Source organism: Halomonas sp. XH26 (assembly GCF_024138895.1).
Classification (GTDB): Bacteria; Pseudomonadota; Gammaproteobacteria; order Pseudomonadales; family Halomonadaceae; genus Vreelandella; species Vreelandella alkaliphila.
Genome location: NZ_CP071889.1, coordinates 1,860,835 through 1,881,632, shown reverse-complemented (window position 1 = coordinate 1,881,632; position 20,798 = coordinate 1,860,835). Strand labels below are relative to the sequence as shown.

20 protein-coding genes and 1 pseudogene are annotated in these 20,798 nt (G+C 50.6%); 13 read left to right on the top strand and 8 right to left on the bottom strand.

What is annotated here, in order from left to right; genetic code table 11:
• Window positions 1–86 precede the first annotated feature (86 nt).
• The 5 genes from J4377_RS08715 (at window position 87) to radC (ending at window position 3,358) form a co-directional block, all read left to right on the top strand.
• Complete coding sequence (locus J4377_RS08715) at window positions 87–1,055, top strand: DUF932 domain-containing protein (RefSeq protein ID WP_083004107.1); 969 nt, start codon at window positions 87–89, stop codon at window positions 1,053–1,055.
• Window positions 1,056–1,177: 122 nt separating this feature from the next.
• Complete coding sequence (locus tag J4377_RS08710; protein ID WP_156886210.1) at window positions 1,178–1,348, top strand: hypothetical protein; 171 nt, start codon at window positions 1,178–1,180, stop codon at window positions 1,346–1,348.
• Window positions 1,349–1,370: 22 nt separating this feature from the next.
• Window positions 1,371–2,120: an ERF family protein gene (locus J4377_RS08705; RefSeq protein WP_083004103.1), complete on the top strand. Its 750-nt coding sequence runs from the start codon at window positions 1,371–1,373 to the stop codon at window positions 2,118–2,120.
• A gap of 38 nt (window positions 2,121–2,158) precedes the next feature.
• On the top strand, window positions 2,159–2,770 hold the full coding sequence (locus J4377_RS08700; protein WP_083004100.1) for a lambda exonuclease family protein: 612 nt from the start codon (window positions 2,159–2,161) through the stop codon (window positions 2,768–2,770).
• Window positions 2,771–2,860: 90 nt separating this feature from the next.
• A complete protein-coding gene (gene radC, locus J4377_RS08695; protein WP_083004097.1) occupies window positions 2,861–3,358 on the top strand; it encodes a DNA repair protein RadC in 498 nt (165 codons plus the stop codon).
• 183 nt (window positions 3,359–3,541) lie between these two features.
• Here radC and J4377_RS08690 read toward each other — a convergent pair whose 3' ends face one another.
• The 3 genes from J4377_RS08690 to J4377_RS08680 form a co-directional block, all read right to left on the bottom strand.
• Entirely contained in the window at window positions 3,542–3,709 is a 168-nt protein-coding gene (locus J4377_RS08690) for a hypothetical protein (RefSeq protein ID WP_198036768.1), read from the bottom strand.
• A gap of 462 nt (window positions 3,710–4,171) precedes the next feature.
• Window positions 4,172–5,602: an IS1182 family transposase gene (locus J4377_RS08685; protein ID WP_192539604.1), complete on the bottom strand. Its 1,431-nt coding sequence runs from the start codon at window positions 5,600–5,602 to the stop codon at window positions 4,172–4,174.
• A 176-nt stretch (window positions 5,603–5,778) separates the two neighbouring features.
• Window positions 5,779–6,120, bottom strand: a complete 342-nt coding sequence (locus J4377_RS08680) for a molecular chaperone DnaK (RefSeq protein ID WP_083004087.1) — start codon at window positions 6,118–6,120, stop codon at window positions 5,779–5,781.
• A gap of 66 nt (window positions 6,121–6,186) precedes the next feature.
• Here J4377_RS08680 and J4377_RS08675 point away from each other — a divergent pair, with 66 nt between their 5' ends.
• Entirely contained in the window at window positions 6,187–7,383 is a 1,197-nt protein-coding gene (locus J4377_RS08675; RefSeq protein ID WP_083004083.1) for an MFS transporter, read from the top strand.
• Between the two features lie 24 nt (window positions 7,384–7,407).
• On the opposite strand, the pseudogene J4377_RS08670 reads toward J4377_RS08675, so the two are convergent.
• Window positions 7,408–7,763, bottom strand: a pseudogene (locus J4377_RS08670) (universal stress protein); the annotation flags it as partial.
• Between the two features lie 524 nt (window positions 7,764–8,287).
• On the opposite strand from J4377_RS08670, the gene cfa reads away from it, so the two are divergent.
• From cfa to J4377_RS08635, 7 genes are all read left to right on the top strand, one after another.
• Window positions 8,288–9,445 (top strand): cyclopropane fatty acyl phospholipid synthase, encoded by a 1,158-nt coding sequence (gene cfa, locus J4377_RS08665; RefSeq protein WP_083004080.1) that lies wholly within the window; start codon window positions 8,288–8,290, stop codon window positions 9,443–9,445.
• 67 nt (window positions 9,446–9,512) lie between these two features.
• The gene (metK, locus tag J4377_RS08660; RefSeq protein ID WP_083004076.1) at window positions 9,513–10,742 is read left to right on the top strand and encodes a methionine adenosyltransferase; all 1,230 of its coding nucleotides are present in this window, start codon (window positions 9,513–9,515) and stop codon (window positions 10,740–10,742) included.
• 23 nt (window positions 10,743–10,765) lie between these two features.
• A complete protein-coding gene (locus J4377_RS08655; protein WP_083004072.1) occupies window positions 10,766–11,113 on the top strand; it encodes a putative quinol monooxygenase in 348 nt (115 codons plus the stop codon).
• Between the two features lie 78 nt (window positions 11,114–11,191).
• Window positions 11,192–11,659, top strand: coding sequence for an S-ribosylhomocysteine lyase (locus tag J4377_RS08650; RefSeq protein WP_083004069.1), 468 nt, complete (start codon window positions 11,192–11,194; stop codon window positions 11,657–11,659).
• Window positions 11,660–12,010: 351 nt separating this feature from the next.
• Window positions 12,011–12,244, top strand: a complete 234-nt coding sequence (locus tag J4377_RS08645; RefSeq protein ID WP_083004065.1) for a hypothetical protein — start codon at window positions 12,011–12,013, stop codon at window positions 12,242–12,244.
• A 45-nt stretch (window positions 12,245–12,289) separates the two neighbouring features.
• A complete protein-coding gene (locus tag J4377_RS08640) occupies window positions 12,290–13,903 on the top strand; it encodes a peptide chain release factor 3 (RefSeq protein WP_083004062.1) in 1,614 nt (537 codons plus the stop codon).
• Between the two features lie 57 nt (window positions 13,904–13,960).
• Window positions 13,961–16,066 (top strand): UvrD-helicase domain-containing protein, encoded by a 2,106-nt coding sequence (locus J4377_RS08635; protein ID WP_083004058.1) that lies wholly within the window; start codon window positions 13,961–13,963, stop codon window positions 16,064–16,066.
• A 16-nt stretch (window positions 16,067–16,082) separates the two neighbouring features.
• Here J4377_RS08635 and J4377_RS08630 read toward each other — a convergent pair whose 3' ends face one another.
• The 4 genes from J4377_RS08630 to J4377_RS08615 form a co-directional block, all read right to left on the bottom strand.
• Window positions 16,083–16,544, bottom strand: coding sequence for a hypothetical protein (locus tag J4377_RS08630; RefSeq protein WP_083004054.1), 462 nt, complete (start codon window positions 16,542–16,544; stop codon window positions 16,083–16,085).
• 111 nt (window positions 16,545–16,655) lie between these two features.
• Window positions 16,656–17,513 (bottom strand): universal stress protein, encoded by an 858-nt coding sequence (locus tag J4377_RS08625; protein ID WP_083004051.1) that lies wholly within the window; start codon window positions 17,511–17,513, stop codon window positions 16,656–16,658.
• An 18-nt stretch (window positions 17,514–17,531) separates the two neighbouring features.
• The gene (locus J4377_RS08620; RefSeq protein WP_083004047.1) at window positions 17,532–19,022 is read right to left on the bottom strand and encodes a SulP family inorganic anion transporter; all 1,491 of its coding nucleotides are present in this window, start codon (window positions 19,020–19,022) and stop codon (window positions 17,532–17,534) included.
• 559 nt (window positions 19,023–19,581) lie between these two features.
• Window positions 19,582–20,744, bottom strand: a protein-coding gene (locus J4377_RS08615) for an IS3 family transposase (RefSeq protein WP_156886207.1) whose coding sequence is annotated in 2 segments (ribosomal slippage) — window positions 19,582–20,471 and window positions 20,471–20,744 — 1,164 coding nt in all. Because the reading frame shifts where the segments join, the coding sequence is not laid out codon by codon here.
• Window positions 20,745–20,798: the final 54 nt, after the last annotated feature.

Sequence of the window (20,798 nt, the reverse complement as noted above, 5' to 3'; positions counted from 1 at the left end):
ACCTTCGCCTACGGGCGGCTCCCTTACTTAAACACTTATTTGCGCTGGCGATTCGTCAGCGTTTTTTTATATCTGGAGAATGACTCATGGCACATCTAGTTGAACAAATGGCTTACGTTGGCGATACCCCTTGGCATGGCCTGGGGCAGCAGCTTTCACGTCATCAACCGTTGGAAATCTGGCAGCAACAGGCCGGTATGAATTGGCATATTGAAGAAGCGCCAGTGCGGTTTATTGCCGAGGGTGCCAGCCACTTGGGTAGCATCCACTCGTTCCCAGAACAGAAGGTGCTCTATCGCTCGGATACCAAGGCTCCCCTTTCCGTAGTATCTCAGCGTTATAAGGTGGTGCAGCCTGAGGAGATTCTGGAGTTTTACCGCGACCTAACGGAATACGCCGGTTATGAGCTGGAGACAGCGGGCGTGCTTAAAGGTGGGCGTAAATTCTGGGCGTTGGCCCGTAGCGGCTTAAGCACCTCGCTGAAAGGCCAGGATGAGGTGAACGACTACTTGCTGTTGGCGACGTCGTGCGATGGCACCCTAGCCACTATGGCGACCCCCACCACGGTGCGGGTAGTGTGCAATAACACGCTACAAATTGTCGTGGATGGTACGTCGCAGGCGGTGAAGGTGCCCCACCGTTCGGAGTTCGACCCCCGTGCAGTGAAACGCCAACTGGGTATTTCTGTTTCTCAGTGGAACGACTTCATGTATCGCATGAAGGCGTTAGCGGAACGCAAGGTCGACCACGGCGAGGCACAGCAGTATTTTCAGTCGGTACTCTGCGGTATTGATAAGGCGATAGACGATCCTTCCAAACTGCCCAACTATCGGGCGCTTAACAAGGTACAGAAGCTCTACCACGGCGAAGGCCGCGGTTCTCATCTCGACACTGCCAAAGATACTGCGTGGGGCTTGCTCAATGCTATTACCGAGTACGTGGATCACGACAAGCGTGCGCGCAGTAACGATACTCGATTGGATTCAGCGTGGTTTGGTCAAGGGGCTCAGTTAAAGCAGGAGGCATTGCAAACGGCCCTTGCCCTGGTGAGCTGACATGCTGTTTCTCATCATCTTACTGCTAATTCTTTTGGTTTTTATCTTACCCCTTATTGGATAGCGCGATCAGCCCAGCCATCTACACGGCTGGGCTTTTTGCATTTTACGTGGAGCACACCATGGCCAATCTTAGCCTTGATTTAGATATCGCATTAACCCAACTAACGGAACGACTGCTTACCCAAGACCAAACCTATGCCAAGACCTACGTCATGGCAAAGGGGCAGCTCTATCGCACCGAGCTGCGCTTATGCCCCGTTTCACCTAGTGAGCTTCCTGCCGATCTTTAATCCCTATTGAAGGTACTTCGTCATGGCAACTAAAACTAATGTGGTAAATCACGACTTATCTGCACCCTCTTTACAAGCTGTTCCTACGGTGCCTGCCCCTCACCTTGCAGAAAGCACGGCCATCATCCAAGTCATTGAGCGCGCTGCGCTCAACCCAGACGTTGATATCGACAAGATGGAGCGCTTATTACAGATGCAGGAACGGGTGATGGATCGCCAGGCCATGATGGCCTATAGCGCGGCCATGGCGGCCATGCAGACCGAGTTACCCAGCATCGAAGAACATGGCCAAGGCAATAACGGTAAGTACGCCACGCTGGAAGATATCGTCGATACCGTGCGGCCCATTATGCAGAAGTACGGCTTTGCAGTGAGCTTCCGTATTCAGACCCAAGAACGGGGCATTCAGGTCACCGGTGTGTTGATGCACAAGGACGGCCACCGTGAAGAGACCAGCATGCTGCTGCCTGCGGACATGAGCGGTAACAAAAACGCGGTACAGGCTTTTGGCTCGTCTACTAGCTATGGCAAACGTTACGTGCTGAGTGCCCTGCTAAATATCACGACGCGAGGCCAGGACGATAACGGCAACACCTGCACTAGAGTAAAGCTAGTAACACCCTTTCAGGCGGGACAGATCCAGCGGCTGATTAGCCAATGCCCCGCCACGACCCAGGAGTGGTTCAGTGGTAAATACGGTTCCGCCGTTCAGGTGCCTCAGGTTGATTTTGACAAGCTGCGAGCATCCCTCACCAAGCGTGCGGTTAATTAAAACGGCGTATCAATCCTACCTGAGTAAAGGAGGCATCCATGCAGATACTCAACATGGAGCAAGGCTCCCCTGAGTGGCTAGCGGCGCGCTTAGGGCGCGTCACCATGTCGGAGCTAAAAACGCTGCTGGTCAACGGCAAAGGCCCTGGTGGATTTGGTACTGGGGCCTTTTCGTATATGCACCAACTAATCGGCGAGCGGATTACCGGTGAACTGGCAGAGCCGTTTCAAGGCAATGCCCATACCCGACGGGGCCACGAGCTAGAAAGTGTGGCAAGAGAGCTCTACCGCGATGCCACTGGCGAACCAGAGCCACAGGAAGTGGGCATTATCCTCAATCACGAGGTGGGTTACTCACCTGACAGTTTGGTGGGTGATAAAGGCTTGCTGGAAATCAAAACCAAACTGCCCAAGTTCCAAATCGAAGTGCTGTTGAATGGAGAAATACCTGATGAACACATACCCCAATGCCAGGGGGGGCTATGGGTCAGCGAACGGGAGTGGATCGACTTCGTGAGCTACTGGCCCGGCATGCCGTTGTTTATCAAACGTGCCTACCGTGACGACATCATGATTCGCACCATTGCCGAACGGGTCGAGGCCTTTTATGAAGAGATGGAGCGGCGGATCAGTCAAGTGATGGCAGCGTGACACGACCTTCCCATAGTTACACCAATCGATCATTAACGACATAGACGCCGGGGCCATCACCCCGGCATTTTTTATTTTTTGGAGACAACCATGACACACGCCAAACTTAAAGCCGGTGAAGTGGCGGGCACTTACTTAGTCACTTCACCGGTCACGGAAACTGACATAATCACCATGGCCAAGCGTTTCGCACGGCGCAAGCTCGCTAAAGGCCGCAAGATATCCCAGCCTTCGCAAGCGTTTGAGCATCTGCAGCTACTGCTGCAGGACTATGAGCACGAGGTGTTCAGCGTGCTGTTCCTCGACAGCCAACACCGTGTAATTCGATTTGAAGAGCTGTTTCGCGGCACTATCGACGCAGCAAGCGTCTATCCACGGGAAGTGCTGAAAGCAGCACTGGCCTACAACGCCGCTGCTGTCATCCTCGTTCACAACCACCCTAGCGGCGACCCTGAACCTAGCGATGCGGATCGGCGTATTACCGAACGACTGAAGGAAGCTCTTGGCTTGATGGATATACGGGTGATTGATCACGTGGTGGTGGGGAGTGATGGTTGTAGGTCGTTCGCCGAAATGGGGTATTTGTAGAGCCCCAGATTCATATAACGGAGCTGCCGGAAAGGCAGCTCCATCCGTCAAACTGGCTTTATTTTTTCGTTACTTCAGCAAACCGCCAAGAGCGGATGTTAAAGAGTTTTCAGATTAATGATGTTCACAACATCTATTCCACGCCCCCTTCCCTAAAACGCGGAGCGTGGCGGGCTGGGAATGTCAGTTTCCTTCCTTGAATTTTGCTTTACAATTGCCGCTCATGCACATGGTACAGTAGTGCTCTCTATCCTCATGCTGGGTACCCTCAGCGATGATAATGCCGCAGCCGTTGCAGAACAGGGTGCCAATCCCGTCTTCGAATTTCACAATTGCATGTTCGTAGTCCATAAAGTTCTCCGCGAAGACCCCATCCTGCAAGAACGGGTAGTAATAGCTTGTCAGCAAAAGCCGACCTTTATCTGATATTTCCTTCGATGGCGCTATCAGGCGTCAGTTCAATTTCCTCTCGACCATCAGGTTGATACAGATAATAACAACACACCTAAACAGCACAGGCTAAGCAATTCTCTCCCTGGCACCAGATGCATTCAGTGCCATGATTCTCAGATATGCAACTCTGCATCACCAAAGTTGGCTTGGCCGCTATCGGCCGAGGCTGTGTGAAAACTTAAAAATTAGTTGCCGATGACAGTATCTAGCCGTCTTGGCACGAATATCGGCTATCAATACGTTTCAGAACGTCTTTATTTATTATTTTCCGCATCTCTAGCTGTTTGAGATGATCACTAAGAAACACCCGCTAAAGAGCATTGTCGCCTTTACAAACTTGCCAGAACCAGGTTTAAGCCCTTACCCACGCATTGCCTGGATTAACCCCTGGGTGCCAAAGATATTCATTACGCGTTTCATGTTATAAGCAAGTACATGGAGGCTCATTTCCGTGCTGACGTTCTTAAGTCCCTTAGTCAGGAAGTGCGTCGCTCCCATCCACGCTTTCAACGTGCCAAAGGGGTGCTCGACCGTCTTACGACGGATGCGCATTATATCCGGCGCCTGATCCAGTCTAAATTTTACCGCCTCCAGTACATCTTCGTGTTCCCACCGTTTGATACGCCGATAGATACCTGTGGTGCATTGCGGCTTCATTGAGCAATTCGGGCAAGCCGAACTCCAGTAGCAATTAAGCGTCTGGCCTTTTTCAACGTTCTTGAAGCGCCAAATCAGGCGCTCCCTTGCTGGGCAGCGATATTCATTACGCTCAGGCACGTAGTGGAACGCTTCTCTGGGAAACATACCTTTAGCCTGGCTAGGCGAGGTTTTAGGCTTAGGAAGATACGTCGTGATACCGGCCTTGTGACACGCAAGTATCTCCTCACCAGTAAAGTAACCGCGATCAGCTACGACGTGGAGATCACTAACAGCACTAGCAGCGCGTGCTTGTTGGGCCATCCGGTAAAGCTGACGCCGGTCACTGCCGACATTGGTTACCTCATGGGCAACAATCAAATGATGCTGGCTATCGACAGCCGTCTGCACGTTGTAGCCTACAATTCCCGTTCCTCGCGCAGTCATGGAGCGAGCGTCAGGGTCTGTCAAAGAGACTTGCTGATCAGGGGACTCAGTTCTTTGAATTTCAATGGATTGCAGTTGCTGAACTTCTTCTGTTAGGGAAGCGATCTTTTCCTTCAAACCAGTCGTGCGCATTTCTGTGATAGCGGCGGCGCCTTGATCCATTGCGTCGAGCTGGCGTAAGTAACGCTCAATACTTTTATCGATTTCTTCTGCCCGCCGCTTCATTTTAGCCAAGGTGAAGTTACGGTCTCGATTGTTGACTGCCTTAAATTTGCTGCCATCAATCGCCATTACCGAATGTGAAAAAAGCCCTAGACGTCGGCATATCATGACAAAGTCGCGGCAAGTAGCTTGAATCGCTTTGCCGTTGTTTTTGCGGAAATCTGCGATCGTTTTGAAATCCGGCGCTAGGCGTTCCGTTAGCCACATGAGTTCAACATTACGCTGTGCCTCACGTTCCAGACGGCGGCTAGATTGGAGGCGATTGAGGTAGCCGTAAAGATAGATTTTTAAAAGAACGGCGGGGTGGTAGGCGGGCCGACCCGTCGCATGAGGGTCAACGCCATTAAAGCCCAGCTGTTTGAGATCAAGGGCATCAACAAAAGCTTCAATGGCTCGAACCGGATTATCTTCAGAGACAAAATCATCCAGAAGCTCAGGAAACAAGGTAGCTTGGGATCGGGGTTCACCTGCGACGAACCGTTTCATCGTTACCTCCCACACTCTGTCATGGGATAAGTATAGCGACAGCTACGTTTTCACACAGCCTCGGCCAAAAGCAGTCTTTAAAAGTCTTCTAATATACTTCTCTTTCAGCGCTTTATTTAAATTCAGTTAATAATTGGAGGGCTACAAAGCGTTCAAGAGGAGCCTGCATACCCTGGCTAATCGGCACACTCAATACACTTCAGCACTAACGGATCCCAGGTGAGGCGTTTGGCCCCAATCCATTCGCCGCACTCGATACACTCACCGAAGCTCTCACTCTCAATGCGTTGCAGGGCAGCGGCAATCTGCTTTAGCTTTAACTGGCGGCGCTGCTCGCCTGCTTTGGCCATCGCTTGCCCCTGCATTGCATCCATACGCGACAGCCGACCTACCGACGTTTGATCCAACATTACAGTATCGCGTGAGTCTTCACTGCTTGCGCTCTCCTCGCGAAGCGTGGTGTCGAGTGTCATCAGTTTCTCACGGATAACGGCTATATCCACCTCGGGGTGATTCATCTGCGTCTCCAGTTAGCCTACAATCGTTACCCTACTAATTTGTTTGATCGCGTAAGGGACTATTCGATGGGCTATCGCACCCTGCTGCGCGATCACCGCAGCGTACTCAGTATCGCTTTTTTGGCCATGTTTAGCTCAAGCCTTGGGCAGAGTTATTTCATTGGCCTCTTTCAAGCCCCTCTTTCAGACCACCTTGGGCTTAGTGTCAGCCAGTTTGGCACCGCTTATGCTGTGGTTACTCTGATAGCGGGCTTCTGCATGCTGCGCTTTGGGCCATCTGTTGATTGGATAAACCCACGACGTTTCGCAGCAATCATATTATTACTGCTATTAACCGGCGTTGTGCTGCTTACCTTATCGCCCTGGTGGTGGTTAGGGATAGTCGGCCTTGGCATAGTACGGCTATGCGGTCAGGGTATGTTGACCCATTTGGGTAACACGCTTGCCGCCCGAGAGTTTTCCACCATGCGTGGCCGCGCCATTGGGTTGGCAAACTTAGGCATTCCACTGGGTGAAGCGCTGCTACCACCGTTGGTTGCTGCGGCGCTTATCTGGAGCAGTTGGCAAACTTTTTGGTGGCTAATGTGCGGGACTATTGCACTTCCATGGCTGTGGCTGCTAATGAAAGCCCCCTGGCCCAGCGCGCCGAGCGTTAAACCGACGAAACAAACACCCCACGGCCCTCGCCCCTTTCGTGATAAACGCTTCTGGTTGTTATTGCCCCTGTTAATGTCACTGCCTATCACCATGACGGGGCTATTTATTTATCAAGCCCAATTAACCGAAGCCCTCGACAGCTCACTGGCGGTTTATGCACTGGCGCTGACCGGCATGGGGTTCGCCAAACTGCCGGGGACGTTACTAGGCGGTCGATGGATCGATAAATTGGGGCCCGTGAAGCTAGCGCGCCTTTACTTGTTACCCTACGCCATCGCTATGGTGATGGCGTTAACCATCGGTGGGAACATCAGCATTTGGGCACTAATGGTAGGCGGCGGGTTAGCCATGGGCGCTCAGGAGCTTATCGCCTCTGGTCTGCTGATCAAGCTATGGGGCGCTGAGCATCTTGGCAAGGTACGCTCAGCACTTAGCGCATCCATGGTGTTCTCCACCGGCATAGCGCCTGCGGTACTGGGGTTAGCCCTTGGAGTGGGTGCACCCTTTTACTCGCTTTTATTAGGTATGCTGGTGTTCATCGTTGCCGGATGGCTACTGGCACAGCGCGTGCTGCGGGAAGCAGCCAACTGCACGGCGGAGCAGTAAGTAGCAAGCAATGAAAGCAAGTGTTCAGCGCAAAGTTAACACCGGCAGTTGGGCGTTACGCTGCACCGAGGTCGTAGTACTAATCACTAGAAGGTGGCGAATGCGCGAGTGGCCATAGGTGGCCATTACCAGCATAACGATACTGTGCTCCTGCTTATAGGTACGCAGCTTCTCTTCCACTTCGCCCGCGCCTTCGCAGTGCACGTAACGTTTCTAACGCCCAGGTAAGCTGCGAGCGGTGTTCAGCTGTTTCTGCGCCCACAATGACGGCATGACAAGTAGTGCCTTCAAACAAGGGACTTTTAGCTAGCATTTCCACCCCTTTACGGCCGGTTACTAACGTCAAACGCGATCATCACGTTGTGCGGTGCCAGAAACTGGGCGGTCTCAATGACCAAATGCAACACCTAACCTATCAGGTAGGGTAATGCTATGACTAATTGTTATCGCCATGTAAAGCCACCGGTTAGCCACTGTCGCTACCAAATGTGCCTAATTCCCTTAGTGTGGGTAAGGTAATGCTTCGCTACGACGCTCGTCCGATAGGGCACCAGGGTGATAACTGGTATTTAATCTGCTAACATTATCTGCGCGGTTACTGGCTACTAGGCTTCCTTAACGAAGGCTTTTCGCTGTCGATAGAATACATCAGCAGGATCATAAACCATGCCACACCTACTCTCACAGTTGATGACCCCACCCTAGTTTTTTGCCCGACATTTATGCACTCCGCTTGATTGCTTCTCATGAGAAAATATCATGAAAAACGATCAGTTACTTATGGACTAATGCAATAAGTGCTGGCAACGATGACAACCAATCCACCCTAAGCATTGTTTGATTTTCAGACTAAAGCACTTACCTCATGTTGGTAAGTTTTTACTCTTCAAACAAGGCGAATTCATTGCAATACCTACCTCTCCCTCACACTGCGTTCTTTGACGAAACCTCTTCCTCACAGCTATTTGTGGCGACTCTGCTTGAAAATGCAGATATTCATATCAATGGTGACCGTCCCTGGGATATGCGGTTAAATGCCCATGGCGTGATTGAAGATGCCTTAGCACGAGGCAATCTCGGCCTAGGTGAGCGCTATATGGACGGTGATTGGGAAACCGATGACCTCGATAAGTTCTTTTTTAAACTGATGCGTGCCCGTCTTCCCGATCAGGTCAATCACAGCAAATTAGTGTTTCACCACCTAAAAACACGTTTGGTCAACTTACAAACCGCCAAACGTGCGTTTCAGGTCGGCGAGGCACACTACGACCTTGGCAACGATTTTTATGCCGCCATGCTCGACAAGCGCATGACCTACACCTGTGGCTACTGGAAAGATGCCAAAACGCTCGACGAGGCCCAGGAAGCCAAGCTCGATCTGATTTGCCGCAAACTTAAGCTCAAACCCGGCATGCGCGTGCTGGATATCGGCTGTGGCTGGGGAAGCTTTATGGCCTACGCCGCCGAACATTACGGCGTTGAGTGCGTAGGCCTGACGATTTCAAAAGAGCAAGCAGAATACGGCAAGCTGCTAATGCAGAGCGGGTTACCGGTTGAATTCCGGTTAAAAGATTATCGTGATGAAACCGAGCAATTTGACCGCATTGTCAGTATCGGAATGTTCGAGCATGTGGGTCGCAAAAACTATCGCGAGTACATGAAGGTAGCCAATCGCTGTTTAAAAGATGACGGCCTTTTCTTGCTGCACACCATTGGCAAAAATGTACGTAATACCTCTCCAGACCCCTGGATTGATAAGTATATTTTCCCCAACGGTGAATTGCCCGCCTTGAGCCAAGTGACCAACGCTGCGGAGTCACTGTTTGTGGTGGAAGATGTACACAACTTTGGCGCAGATTACGACCGCACGCTAATGGCTTGGTATAAAAACTTTGAAGCGAGCTGGCCTCAGTTCAAAGACCAGTTCAGCGAGCGTTTTTACCGTATGTGGCGCTACTACCTGCTTAGCTGTGCGGGTGCTTTCCGCGCTCGCGACATTCAACTGTGGCAATTTGTGCTCAGTAAAAAGGGTGTGCTCGGTGGCTACGACCGCGTTAGCTAAGTCGTTTTCGATGCTTGCGTTTGAAAATATTAAGCCACGACTCACTATTCATTAATTGGACTGTTTAATGCATAACACGTTTACCCTCTTTACATCCGAATCCGTCTCAGAAGGCCACCCCGACAAGATCGCCGACCAAATATCTGATGCTGTTTTAGATGCCATCATCGCCCGTGACAAGCAGGCGCGGGTGGCTTGTGAAACCATGGTTAAAACCGGTGTGGCGATTATCGCCGGTGAAATCACCACCTCTGCCTGGGTAGATTTGGAAACGCTAGTTCGCGACGTTATTACCAATATTGGCTATAACTCATCAGACGTTGGTTTTGATGGCGCCACTTGCGGCGTGATGAATCTAATCGGCAAACAGAGCGTTGATATTGCTCAGGGCGTTGATCGCACCAAGCCCGAAGATCAAGGTGCTGGTGACCAAGGCTTAATGTTTGGTTACGCCACGAACGAAACCGAATCGTACATGCCCGCCCCGATTCACTATTCGCACCGCTTAGTCGAGCGTCAGGCAGAACTTCGTCAACACGGTTTACTACCGTGGCTACGCCCCGATGCCAAGAGCCAAGTGACCTTCCGCTATAACGCTGCGGGTATGCCCTGTGGCGTTGATGCTGTCGTGCTATCAACTCAGCACGACCCCAGCATCGACCAGGAAGAGCTTCGCAGCATTATTAAGCACGAAATTATTGAGCAAGTGCTGCCTGATGAATGGCTGGATGAAAACACCCAGTACCACATTAACCCAACGGGTAAATTTGTGATTGGTGGCCCGGTGGGCGATTGCGGCCTAACCGGTCGAAAAATTATCGTTGATACCTATGGCGGTATGGCGCGTCACGGTGGCGGTGCATTCTCCGGAAAAGATCCCTCAAAGGTCGACCGCAGTGCTGCTTACGCGGGTCGCTATGTCGCCAAAAACATTGTTGCCGCTGGTTTAGCCGATAAGTGTGAAATACAAATTTCGTATGCAATCGGTGTCGCTGAACCCACATCTGTGGCCATTGATACCTTTGGCACTGGCACCATCGACGATGCCAAGATTGTGAGCCTTGTTCGGAAGCATTTTGACCTCAGGCCCTTTGCCATTACCACTATGCTCGACTTGCTGCACCCGATGTATCAGCTTACCGCCGCCTACGGTCACTTTGGGCGCGAGCCGTTTGAGCATAGCTACCACTGGATCGATGATAAGGGCGCGGCGCAGGTAGAAACCTTTACCGCTTTCCCCTGGGAAAAAATCGATAAAGCCGAAGCGCTACGTCAAGCAGCAGCGTTGTTAAAATAACTAAACCAGCCTAGGAGCCGTATATGTCAAGCAAGATATATTGCATTGCCAACTTCAAACCTAAGCCCGGAAAAGAGGAAGCCGTATTTGAAGCGCTTCAAAGGCTAGAACCAAATACTCATCGAGAAGATGGCTGCCTAGCATACACGGTGACTCGCCATATTGATCACCCGAATGCCAAAGGGGCGAGTTACCCCATTGTCTTTCACGAAGTATGGGCTAATCGTGATTCGTTCGAAGCGCACTGCAATCGCCAAGAGATAAAACAGTTTTTTGCCCAACACGTGGAAGCTAAGGACGGCGATATCGATCACGCTAATGTCTGTGTATATAGCGACGAACCTTATGACTACGATGCGCCTAGAATCTAAGTCCACACCGCTGTACGGCTTCACCTACAGTTGAAATAGAAAATAATCTCCCTAGACATTAAACATTGGATATCCCACATGACTGAGCAAAAAATGAACGTCGAGAGCTTTAATCTGGATCACACCAAGGTGAAAGCCCCCTATGTACGCCTTGCTGATATCAAAGAGGGCCAGAACGGCGACCGTATTCATAAATACGATTTACGCATTTGCCAACCTAACCAAGCTCACATGGAAATGCCCGCCCTACACTCACTCGAACACTTAATGGCCGAGCTTTCGCGTAATCATACGGATAAGGTCGTGGATATCAGCCCGATGGGGTGCCAAACCGGTTTCTATATCGCGATGATTAACCACGATGACTATGAGGAAGTACTTAAGATACTCGATAAGACACTGGAAGACGTTTTAACGGCTACCGAAGTACCCGCTTGCAACGAAATGCAGTGCGGCTGGGCTGCCAGTCATAGCCTGAAAGGCGCTCAAGCTCTTGCCAGCGATCTGCTTGAAAAACGCGATGAATGGACACAAGTCTTTGCTTAAAACGATTCTATCCTGAACTTAAGGTCATCTAGCTCACTAACCATCAACTTAGGGTATGAACCAAGCGCTTGACGAATTCACACCATCGCGCTTGGCCTACTCTAGTGGTAACGACATCCTACGGAACACCAAACCTGAGTAGCGGTCAATCGAAGTAAGATTCCGCTTCAATTTACCCCAGATACCTTTGTTTAAGGTCGCTGGTAACTGCATGAGGTAACTCAATGGCACGGTTACACAACGGCTTTTGCCCTACGCCACCCTAGCGCTACTCCCTCCAGACAACGCTATGCATTCATTGCATTTTGTAACGCAATGATTTGCCGAAACCGACCTGTGAGTGGAGTGACCATGCAATTACAAAACGCCTTTATTCCCAACATCGACGAATTAACGACATCCACTGAGTGGACTAGCGTGCACAGTTATTTACCCACCAATGCCAAAACACCCTTACTGGTGGTTTATCGCGATATCCATGGGGCTGGTGTGACATCGGCTATTTTAGAACGCGGGCGATTTCTTAGCGTTACTAATCGCGCTTTGGTTCGTGGCGTTCAGGCTTGGCGCTACATGGAGGAGTAATCTCATCCAGTTTTACTCTTCGCCAAACCACACCACGAGGTCAATATGGAAAACGCCGCTCTTGCAGCTCAGTTCCCCATTGAACAAGAAGTAAAACGTCGTCGTACCTTCGCCATCATTTCGCACCCTGATGCGGGCAAAACCACCTTAACCGAAAAGCTATTGATGTACGGTGGCGCAATCCGTACAGCGGGTACCGTAAAAGCCAAAAAGAGCCAGCAATTTGCCACCTCCGACTGGATGGAAGTGGAGAAGCAGCGGGGTATTTCAGTAGCAAGCTCTGTCATGCAGTTTGAGCACGAAGGGTGTGTAATTAATCTGCTCGATACGCCAGGCCACAAGGATTTTTCCGAAGATACATACCGCGTGCTAACCGCTGTAGATGCCGCATTAATGGTCATTGACGCGGCGAAAGGGGTAGAAGCACAAACCATAAAATTATTAGAAGTGTGCCGTCAGCGTAAAACCCCGATTATCACCTTTATCAATAAAATGGATCGTGAAGTTCGTGAACCATTAGACGTCATTGATGAAATTGAGCAAATTCTGGGTATCACCTGCGCCCCCATTACTTGGCCTGTAGGCATGGGAAAAGAATTTGCAGGTGTCTTCGACTTACGTCGCCACCACATGCTTAAGTTCACCCCAGGCGATAACACTGCTCATCAGGCAGTGGAAGTGCTAGAAAGCGTTGATGATCCTTACCTCACCAAGAATTTTCCTATTGCCCACGCCACTTTCAAAGAGGAGTTGGAAATTGTTCAAGAAGCAGCTGATCCTTTTAACCAGGAAGCTTTTCTAGCAGGTGACTTATCGCCGGTATTTTTCGGTTCAGCGATTAACAACTTCGGCGTGCGCGATATTCTAGAGGCGCTTACCCAGTGGGCACCTTCTCCACGTCCTAGAGAAGCGAAAGAAACAACCGTCTATCCTGATGGGAAACAATTTTCAGGTATCGTGTTTAAAATTCAAGCCAATATGAACCCACAGCATCGCGACCGAATTGCGTTCTTACGTATTTGCTCCGGCGTCTATCGGCAGGGATTAAAAGTTAACCACGCGCGAAGTGCCAAGCCTATTCGACTCGACCACGCTATTACCTTTATGGCTCAAGAACGCGCACACCTTACCACCGCCTATGCAGGCGACATTATTGGCATCCCCAACCATGGCAAGCTGCGTATTGGCGATGTGCTAAGTGAAGGCGAGCTATTGGCCATCGCAGGCATCCCTCACTTTTCACCTGAAATTTTCAAAACGGCGCGTCTAAACGATCCGCTACGTTCAAAGCAGTTAAACAAAGCGCTTAAAGAGCTAGGTGAAGAAGGCACTATCCAGGTATTCGAACCGCTAGAAAAGACCGGGATGATTATGGGCGCTGTTGGGCAGCTACAGTTTGAAACCGTCGCTCATCGCTTACTTACGGAATACAACATTGACGCTACCTTTGAAAGCGTGCCTGTGCATAAAGCGCTCTGGGTATCGAGTGAGGATATACATCAGCTAAAGCGATTTACCCAAACTAGCTCTGTACGATTAGCCTACGACGCAGCGGGCGCCCTGGCCTTTATGCCCCCTACTCGCGCAGCACTGGACATTACTATTGAAAGATGGCCAGAGCTTACGTTTCACACTACCCGCGAAATAAACGCTGTTTGAACTAAGACTTACTTTACAAGACGTTAAGACGTAAATACTCCCCATTTAACAGGCACTATGGATACCAAAACCAACATCTCTCAACGCGACGCTGAACACCGCCAGTTAATGCACACCCTTGAACGCATTGACCTAAACATAGAAGAGATTAACCAACGCCTAGCGGCTTATGCGGAGGACATACAGGCCCAAAAAGAGTATTTATGGACAAGCCGGGATGAGATGGATCACATTGAGAAAATCTCCGCCCGCGAGTCAATTGAGCAAGCGGTAATGACTGGCGACAATGCCTTGGCACGCCGCCATAAACTCGAAAAGCTCAGGCACTCACCCTATTTTGGGCGCTTCGATTTTGCCCAGTGGGGCTCCCCTAAAGCGACTCCCATGCCGATTTATATCGGCATTCACCACTTTTACGACGATCTGGCCGGTCAAAACCGCATATACGACTGGCGGGCCCCCATTGCGTCACTGTTTTACGATTACGAAACAGGCCCCGCCAGCTATCAGAGCCCGAAAGGCGAGATTAGAGGCCAAATCAGCCTCAAGCGGCAGTTCAGAATAAAGAAAGCCAGCATTGAACTGATGATCGATAGCGATGTTCACGTGGTCGATGATGTGCTCCAGGACACGCTGAGCCAAGCGTCTGACGACACGATGAAGAACATCGTTGCCACCATTCAGCGTGATCAAAATGCGATTATCCGTAACGACGAAGCCCATACGCTGATTATTCAAGGGGTGGCGGGTTCTGGAAAAACTTCGATTGCGCTACACCGGATTGCATTTCTACTCTATCGATTTAAAGACACCCTCACCTCCGAAGATATTTTAATTATCTCGCCCAACCAGGTGTTTTCTGACTACATCGCCAACGTGCTGCCCGAGCTGGGTGAAGAGACGGTTAATCAAGTAGGGATGGAAACATTGGCCGACGAGTTGCTCGACAGCCAGTATCGATTCGAAACATTTTTTGAACAAACCACGGCGCTACTGGAAAAGAACGACGAGGCTATGAAGGCGCGCCTGCATTTCAAAGCCTCACCCGAGTTTCTTAAAGAGCTTGATCGTTACGCGGCCGACGTAGAAGCGAAACGCTTTAAGGCTAAGGATATTTGGATTGCTCGGCGATTAGTGCCTGGCTGGCTACTGGAAGAAGTGTTTAAAAAGCATCGCAACCTACCTACCAATGAGCGCCTAAAACAGGTGAGCTGGGAAATAGAGCAGAAAATTGGCAATCAATATAACTATGATTTAGCGCCTGACGAGCGCAAGACACTCAAAGCCACTATTAAGGGCATGCTGCAGCAGAAAACCCTGCGCGAAACCTACAAGGCGTTTTACACCTGGCTGGGTAACCCCGAACTGTTCAAGACAGCTTCCAGGGGGCGGCTTGAGTACGCCGACGTATTCCCGCTGATCTATTTAAAGATGCGCTTGGAGGGAGTCCATTCACGGTGGCGGAATGCCAAGCATCTATTAATCGATGAAATGCAGGACTATACCCCCGTACAGTACGCGGTTATCGGCCAGCTGTTTCGTTGCAAAAAAACCGTGCTAGGCGATAGCTACCAATCGGTTAACCCTTATAGCGCCTCGAAAGCCGAGCAGATTCGACGAGTGCTGCGTCAATCCATGTACGTGACACTCAACAAAAGCTACCGCTCCAGTATTGAAATAACTCGCTTCGCCCAGCATATCGCCTATAACCCCGATTTAGAGCCGATTGAGCGTCATGGCAAATCGCCTGCTATTCACCGCTGCGCCTCACGCAAGCAGTCGCACACAGCCATTCAGCAGCTAGCCCAAGAGTTTGCAGCCTCAACACATAATACCTTGGGTATTGTGTGCAAAACCCAAAAGCAGGCCAGCCTTGTTTTTAAAGCGTTAGAAGGACAATTCGATAAGATACAGTTGCTCACTGAACAAAGCACCGCGTTTGGACAGGGCATTATTATCTGTACCGCTCATATGGCGAAGGGCTTGGAATTTGACCGTGTTATTGTGCCCGAGGTAACGGCCACCCATTACGCAACGGATATGGAGCGCAACTTACTCTACGTGGCCTGTACACGGACAATGCATCAGCTTGACCTTACTTACCACGATCAGCCCTCGCCGTTTATCGAAGAGCTGGAAAGCCATCAATTTCAAGCGGCCTAATACCCAGACGGCTAGATTAGGACGTTGAGTTGAATAATGCCCATACGCTCTCTTCATCGGAAGCATAAAGGTGTAAGTGTTGCAGGTGTTTCGAGTGTTGCAGTTGATCACTCAATGCAAAAACAGCTTCCCGTACTGCCTCTTCAACGCCTTGAACATGGGGGTTGGCGCCGGGTAGAGGAATAGAGAGCGTAGTAAGCTCTTCTCGCTCTGACACAATAATAATTTTACGGTAGCACTTGGCCCATAAAGCCAGCGTTTTAGTATCACCATCACTACTTTGGGGTGGTGCAAATTTAATCATCGTTGGCCCTTCCTGAAAAGGTTGCGAGACCATCCAAGCTTCACCAATCACTCCGCTGCCCAAGGCTTTTATATGCTCTTTGGTAGCAGGTTTTGCATACGCATTTTCTAGCAATAAAGGTACGTCCGTCTGGTGAACCGATATCTCCGTTTTATTGAGCTGCCAAGTCTTCATTAGCCTCTCCTTAGAACAAAAAAGCCGGCTCACTCAAAAAATGAGGGCCGGCTGCGGGTAACAAGTCGCAATGCGAGCTAAATATTTATGCGCTGTTGCTCTTACCAAAACTCAGCGCAAAATCAGCACCGGTATGCGGCTACCACGTAGCATGGCCGTGGTTGTACTACCTACCAGTAAGTGGCGAATACGGGAATGCCCGTAGGCGCCCATCACCAGCAGGTCAATGCTGTGCTCTTTTTCGTAGGCTTGTAGCGCTTCGTCTACCTCGCCAGCACGAATAGCGCCTTCGGCTTGATGGCCCGCTTCACGCAACGTGCTTAACGCCCATTCAAGCTCAGAGCGGCGTTCAGCCGTTTCTGCACCGATGATCAGCACATGGCACTCGGTGCCTACGAAGAGCGGTGAACGGGCCAGCATCTCGACGCCTTTACGGGCTGTTTTACTGCCGTCAAAGGCCATCAATATTTTTTCAGGCCGCTTGAAGGTTTTCGGCACCATCAGGATCGGGCGGTGCATTTCACGCACTACCCGCTCAAGGTTAGAGCCAAGATGGCCACTGGCCTGGTGAGCGGTTTCACCGCGCTTACCCACCACCAGCAATCGCACGTCTTTTTCAAGCTCTACTAACGTTTCAACTAGGGTACCGTTGAGCTGGCGAGTGATGGGGTCGCTGACCCCATCCTTTATCGCCCGTTCTTTGGCCGCCTCCAGCATTAGCTTGCCCTGCTCGCGATTCACCTTGGCGCGCTGCTCATCAAGGTCGGAAAGCTCTTTCATTAACCGTTCGCGGGCACCGAATCGCAGGTTGCCGGAAAGATTCTGCTCTTCGGGTATTTCAGAATGGTTGTCGACCACATGCACAAAGGTTAACGGTGCATCCATGGCCAAGCTTGCCCAGGCGGCGTAATCGCAGACGCCTTCTGCATACTGGGAGCCGTCAATCGCGGCTAATACTTGATCAGTCATATCGCTCTCCTTCATTGGTTAGTGGCCGCCCATCAGTTTTTCAACTGCTTCGGGGTCGTTATGAACCGCATAGCGATCCACTACCGTCGCGCTGGCTTCGCTCAAGCCCACCATCTCAACCTCGGTACCTTCACGGCGGAATTTAATTATCACGCGATCCAACGCCTGTACGGCAGTGATATCCCAGAAGTGTGCGCGGGAAAGATTGATAGTGACTTTATCGATGCTCTCTTTGAAGTCGAAGGCGGCGATAAAGCGCTCAGAAGAAGCAAAAAACACCTGACCGACGACTTCATATTCACGCTCTTTCCCCGGTTCTACTTCTTTAGAGCCGATATACATAATGTTGCCGACTTTATTGGCAAAGAACATCGCCGCCAACAGCACACCAACAAAGACGCCAATCGCTAGGTTATGGGTGCCTACCGTTACGATAACGGTGGCCACCATGACAAAATTGGTACTCATAGGGTGCTTTTTCAGGTCGCGAATCGATTCCCAGCTAAAGGTACCGATTGCCACCATAATCATCACCGCTACCAGCGCCGCCATGGGGATTTGCGATACCCAATCCGCCAGGAAAACGACCATCAACAACAGCGCGATTCCAGCAATCAGCGAAGAGGTACGACGACGTCCACCGGATTTGATATTGATTACCGACTGGCCAATCATGGCACAGCCTGCCATACCACCGATTAGACCCGAGCCAATATTGGCAATGCCCTGTCCTTTACACTCGCGGTTTTTATCGCTTTTGGTATCGGTCAAATCATCGATGATCGTGGCTGTCATCATTGACTCTAGTAGCCCCACCACCATCAACATAATTGAATAGGGCAATACAATCATCAGCGTTTCTAGGTTCAGCGGTACATCGGGCCACAAAAAAACTGGCAGCGTATCGGGTAGTTCACCCATATCACCTACGCTGCGAATCTCCATGCCGGTCATCATGTAAACGACGGTAAGAACAACGATGCAGACCAGTGGCGAAGGGATAGCTTTACCGATTGCGGGTACATAGGGGAAGCCATAAATAATCACCAGGCCCGCAAGTGTCATCGCATAGACGTGCCATGTGACATCGGTCAGCTCGGGCAACTGTGACATAAAAATCAGAATTGCCAGGGCATTAACGAACCCTGTTACCACAGAACGCGATACAAAACGCATCAGCTCAGCGAGCCTTATATAGCCCGCAATAATTTGCAGCACCCCCGTGAGCAGGGTAGCCACCAGCAGATACTCTAACCCGTGATCTTTAACTAGGGTTATCATCAGCAGTGCCATAGCACCGGTAGCGCCGGAGATCATTCCCGAGCGGCCACCTGCGAAGGCGATAATCACACAGATTGCAAACGAGGCGTAAAGGCCGACCTTCGGGTCAACACCGGCAATAATCGAGAACGCAATGGCCTCGGGGATTAGCGCAAGCGCCACAACAAGTCCAGCTAAGGTGTCACCCTTGAGGTTGGAGAGCCATGATTGTTTAAACTTTTCGTACATGCGAGGGGTCCATGATTTTGGGGTAACGACAAGCCAAAAACGGGCTAACAGCGCAGCCAACAATAGGAAGCATCGCCAACACATTGGCACGCTGGGGTAATCAGCTTGTAGTTTTTCAATAGTGGAAAGCTAGCTTTAGGTACGGCTACGTTCATGTACAAGAAAATCAGGTACTGAAGGCTTAAGTACCAGAAAGCGATGACAGCACAGTGAAAGCGCTATCAGCACCTCAAGTGGGGGGAGCTTGGAGCTAGGGTGGAGTCATCAGCCCTAAAAAACGATGTGTAAATACAGTCATTGGCAGAGATTCTTTTACAGCTGGGAAAAAGAAAGAGTAGTGCAAAAACGTGCTATATCTTAGCAGCAAACCTGCTGCATTGCACCTAGCGTCTAGTGCTGCCCTTCGGGTTTCATCACTTTGACATATCAATCCACTACTTTAGGCAGGGTGATCTTACCCCCCGCACCTGGCGTACCATTACGCCGTTTAAGACGACATTTATCACCTGAGTCAGTCATACAGATTCACTGATGTGGCAACAGTCTTCCGGACATATTTTTAAGCAGCTACTGGTAGCGCTGACTCATAGTCCACTGGACTCATATAGCCATTGCTGGAGTGCAGCCGCACCCGGTTATAAAACACTTCGATATACTCGAAGATGACTTGCTTCGCTTCAGCCCGTGTCTTGAAGTCTTCATGGTGAACAAGTTCCGTCTTTAGCGTGTGGAAAAAGCTTTCTGACGGGGCATTATCCCAGCAATTTCCCTTACGGCTCATACTGCACCGATAACCATGTTGCGTCAGCAGCTGCTGGAAGTTGTCCGATGCATACTGGCTTCCGCGGTCGCTATGAACCAGTAATCCGGCATTAGGCCTACGCTTCCAAATCGCCATGGTAAGCGCATCATTGACCAGCGAGGTCGGCATGCGACTATCCATTGACCAACCTACGACAGCGCGCGAATACAAGTCGATAAACACCGCCAGGTAAAGCCACCCCTCCCGTGTCGGTATGTAAGTGATATCCCCCACATAAGCCTGATCGGGCTTCTCCGTGGTGAAGTGTCGATCCAGCAGGTTGGGAGCAACGGGTTTATCATGTTTCGAGTTCGTCGTTGCCCTGAACTTGCGCCTTGTTTTGCACGCCAAGCCTTCCTCCTGCATTAATCGGCCAATGCGACGCCGACTGACTGATTCATTCTCTTCCGACAGCTTCTGCTGGAGACGTCGCGTCCCATACGTCGCTCGGCTGGCTTGATGGTGCTTATGAATGTTGGCCTTCAACGCTTCATCTCGCTGGTTTCTCAAGCTGGGCGGCCGTAATTGCCACTCGTAATAACCGCTTCGAGAAACGTCAAACACCCGACACATCAGAGCGATGCTGAATTCGCTCTGATGGTGCATGATAAAGGTGTATTTCAGCGTGATTCTTTGGCGAAGAAGGCTGCCGCCTTTTTTAACAGTTCCCGCTCCTCCTTGAGTCGGGCATTTTCACGACGCAGCTGTTTTAGCTCCTCATACAGATGCACGTCATTTACCTGCTTACCGGAGCCTGGCGGTGGTTCGCCGTGAAATTTATTGATCCAGGTATGCAGTGTATTGACGTTCACCCCCAGTTCTCGGGCGGACTGGGCAACTGGCTGATTCGATTCTATCGCCAGTTTGACGGCACCTTCTCTGAATTCGTCGGTATAAGAATTGGTTTTCTTCTGAGTCATGACACACCTCTATAAGCAGGAGATATTACCTGCGTCTGTGTGTCCGGGAAACTA

What these genes read in the sequence shown, in the direction of transcription:
- J4377_RS08715 (WP_083004107.1), top strand. Translation starts at nt 87, where the DNA reads ATGGCACATCTAGTTGAACAAATGGCTTACGTTGGCGATACCCCTTGG.
- J4377_RS08710 (WP_156886210.1), top strand. Translation starts at nt 1,178, where the DNA reads ATGGCCAATCTTAGCCTTGATTTAGATATCGCATTAACCCAACTAACG.
- J4377_RS08705 (WP_083004103.1), top strand. Translation starts at nt 1,371, where the DNA reads ATGGCAACTAAAACTAATGTGGTAAATCACGACTTATCTGCACCCTCT.
- J4377_RS08700 (WP_083004100.1), top strand. Translation starts at nt 2,159, where the DNA reads ATGCAGATACTCAACATGGAGCAAGGCTCCCCTGAGTGGCTAGCGGCG.
- radC (WP_083004097.1), top strand. Translation starts at nt 2,861, where the DNA reads ATGACACACGCCAAACTTAAAGCCGGTGAAGTGGCGGGCACTTACTTA.
- J4377_RS08690 (WP_198036768.1), bottom strand. Translation starts at nt 3,709, where the DNA reads ATGGACTACGAACATGCAATTGTGAAATTCGAAGACGGGATTGGCACC.
- J4377_RS08685 (WP_192539604.1), bottom strand. Translation starts at nt 5,602, where the DNA reads ATGAAACGGTTCGTCGCAGGTGAACCCCGATCCCAAGCTACCTTGTTT.
- J4377_RS08680 (WP_083004087.1), bottom strand. Translation starts at nt 6,120, where the DNA reads ATGAATCACCCCGAGGTGGATATAGCCGTTATCCGTGAGAAACTGATG.
- J4377_RS08675 (WP_083004083.1), top strand. Translation starts at nt 6,187, where the DNA reads ATGGGCTATCGCACCCTGCTGCGCGATCACCGCAGCGTACTCAGTATC.
- metK (WP_083004076.1), top strand. Translation starts at nt 9,513, where the DNA reads ATGCATAACACGTTTACCCTCTTTACATCCGAATCCGTCTCAGAAGGC.
- J4377_RS08655 (WP_083004072.1), top strand. Translation starts at nt 10,766, where the DNA reads ATGTCAAGCAAGATATATTGCATTGCCAACTTCAAACCTAAGCCCGGA.
- J4377_RS08650 (WP_083004069.1), top strand. Translation starts at nt 11,192, where the DNA reads ATGACTGAGCAAAAAATGAACGTCGAGAGCTTTAATCTGGATCACACC.
- J4377_RS08645 (WP_083004065.1), top strand. Translation starts at nt 12,011, where the DNA reads ATGCAATTACAAAACGCCTTTATTCCCAACATCGACGAATTAACGACA.
- J4377_RS08640 (WP_083004062.1), top strand. Translation starts at nt 12,290, where the DNA reads ATGGAAAACGCCGCTCTTGCAGCTCAGTTCCCCATTGAACAAGAAGTA.
- J4377_RS08635 (WP_083004058.1), top strand. Translation starts at nt 13,961, where the DNA reads ATGGATACCAAAACCAACATCTCTCAACGCGACGCTGAACACCGCCAG.
- J4377_RS08630 (WP_083004054.1), bottom strand. Translation starts at nt 16,544, where the DNA reads ATGAAGACTTGGCAGCTCAATAAAACGGAGATATCGGTTCACCAGACG.
- J4377_RS08625 (WP_083004051.1), bottom strand. Translation starts at nt 17,513, where the DNA reads ATGACTGATCAAGTATTAGCCGCGATTGACGGCTCCCAGTATGCAGAA.
- J4377_RS08620 (WP_083004047.1), bottom strand. Translation starts at nt 19,022, where the DNA reads ATGTACGAAAAGTTTAAACAATCATGGCTCTCCAACCTCAAGGGTGAC.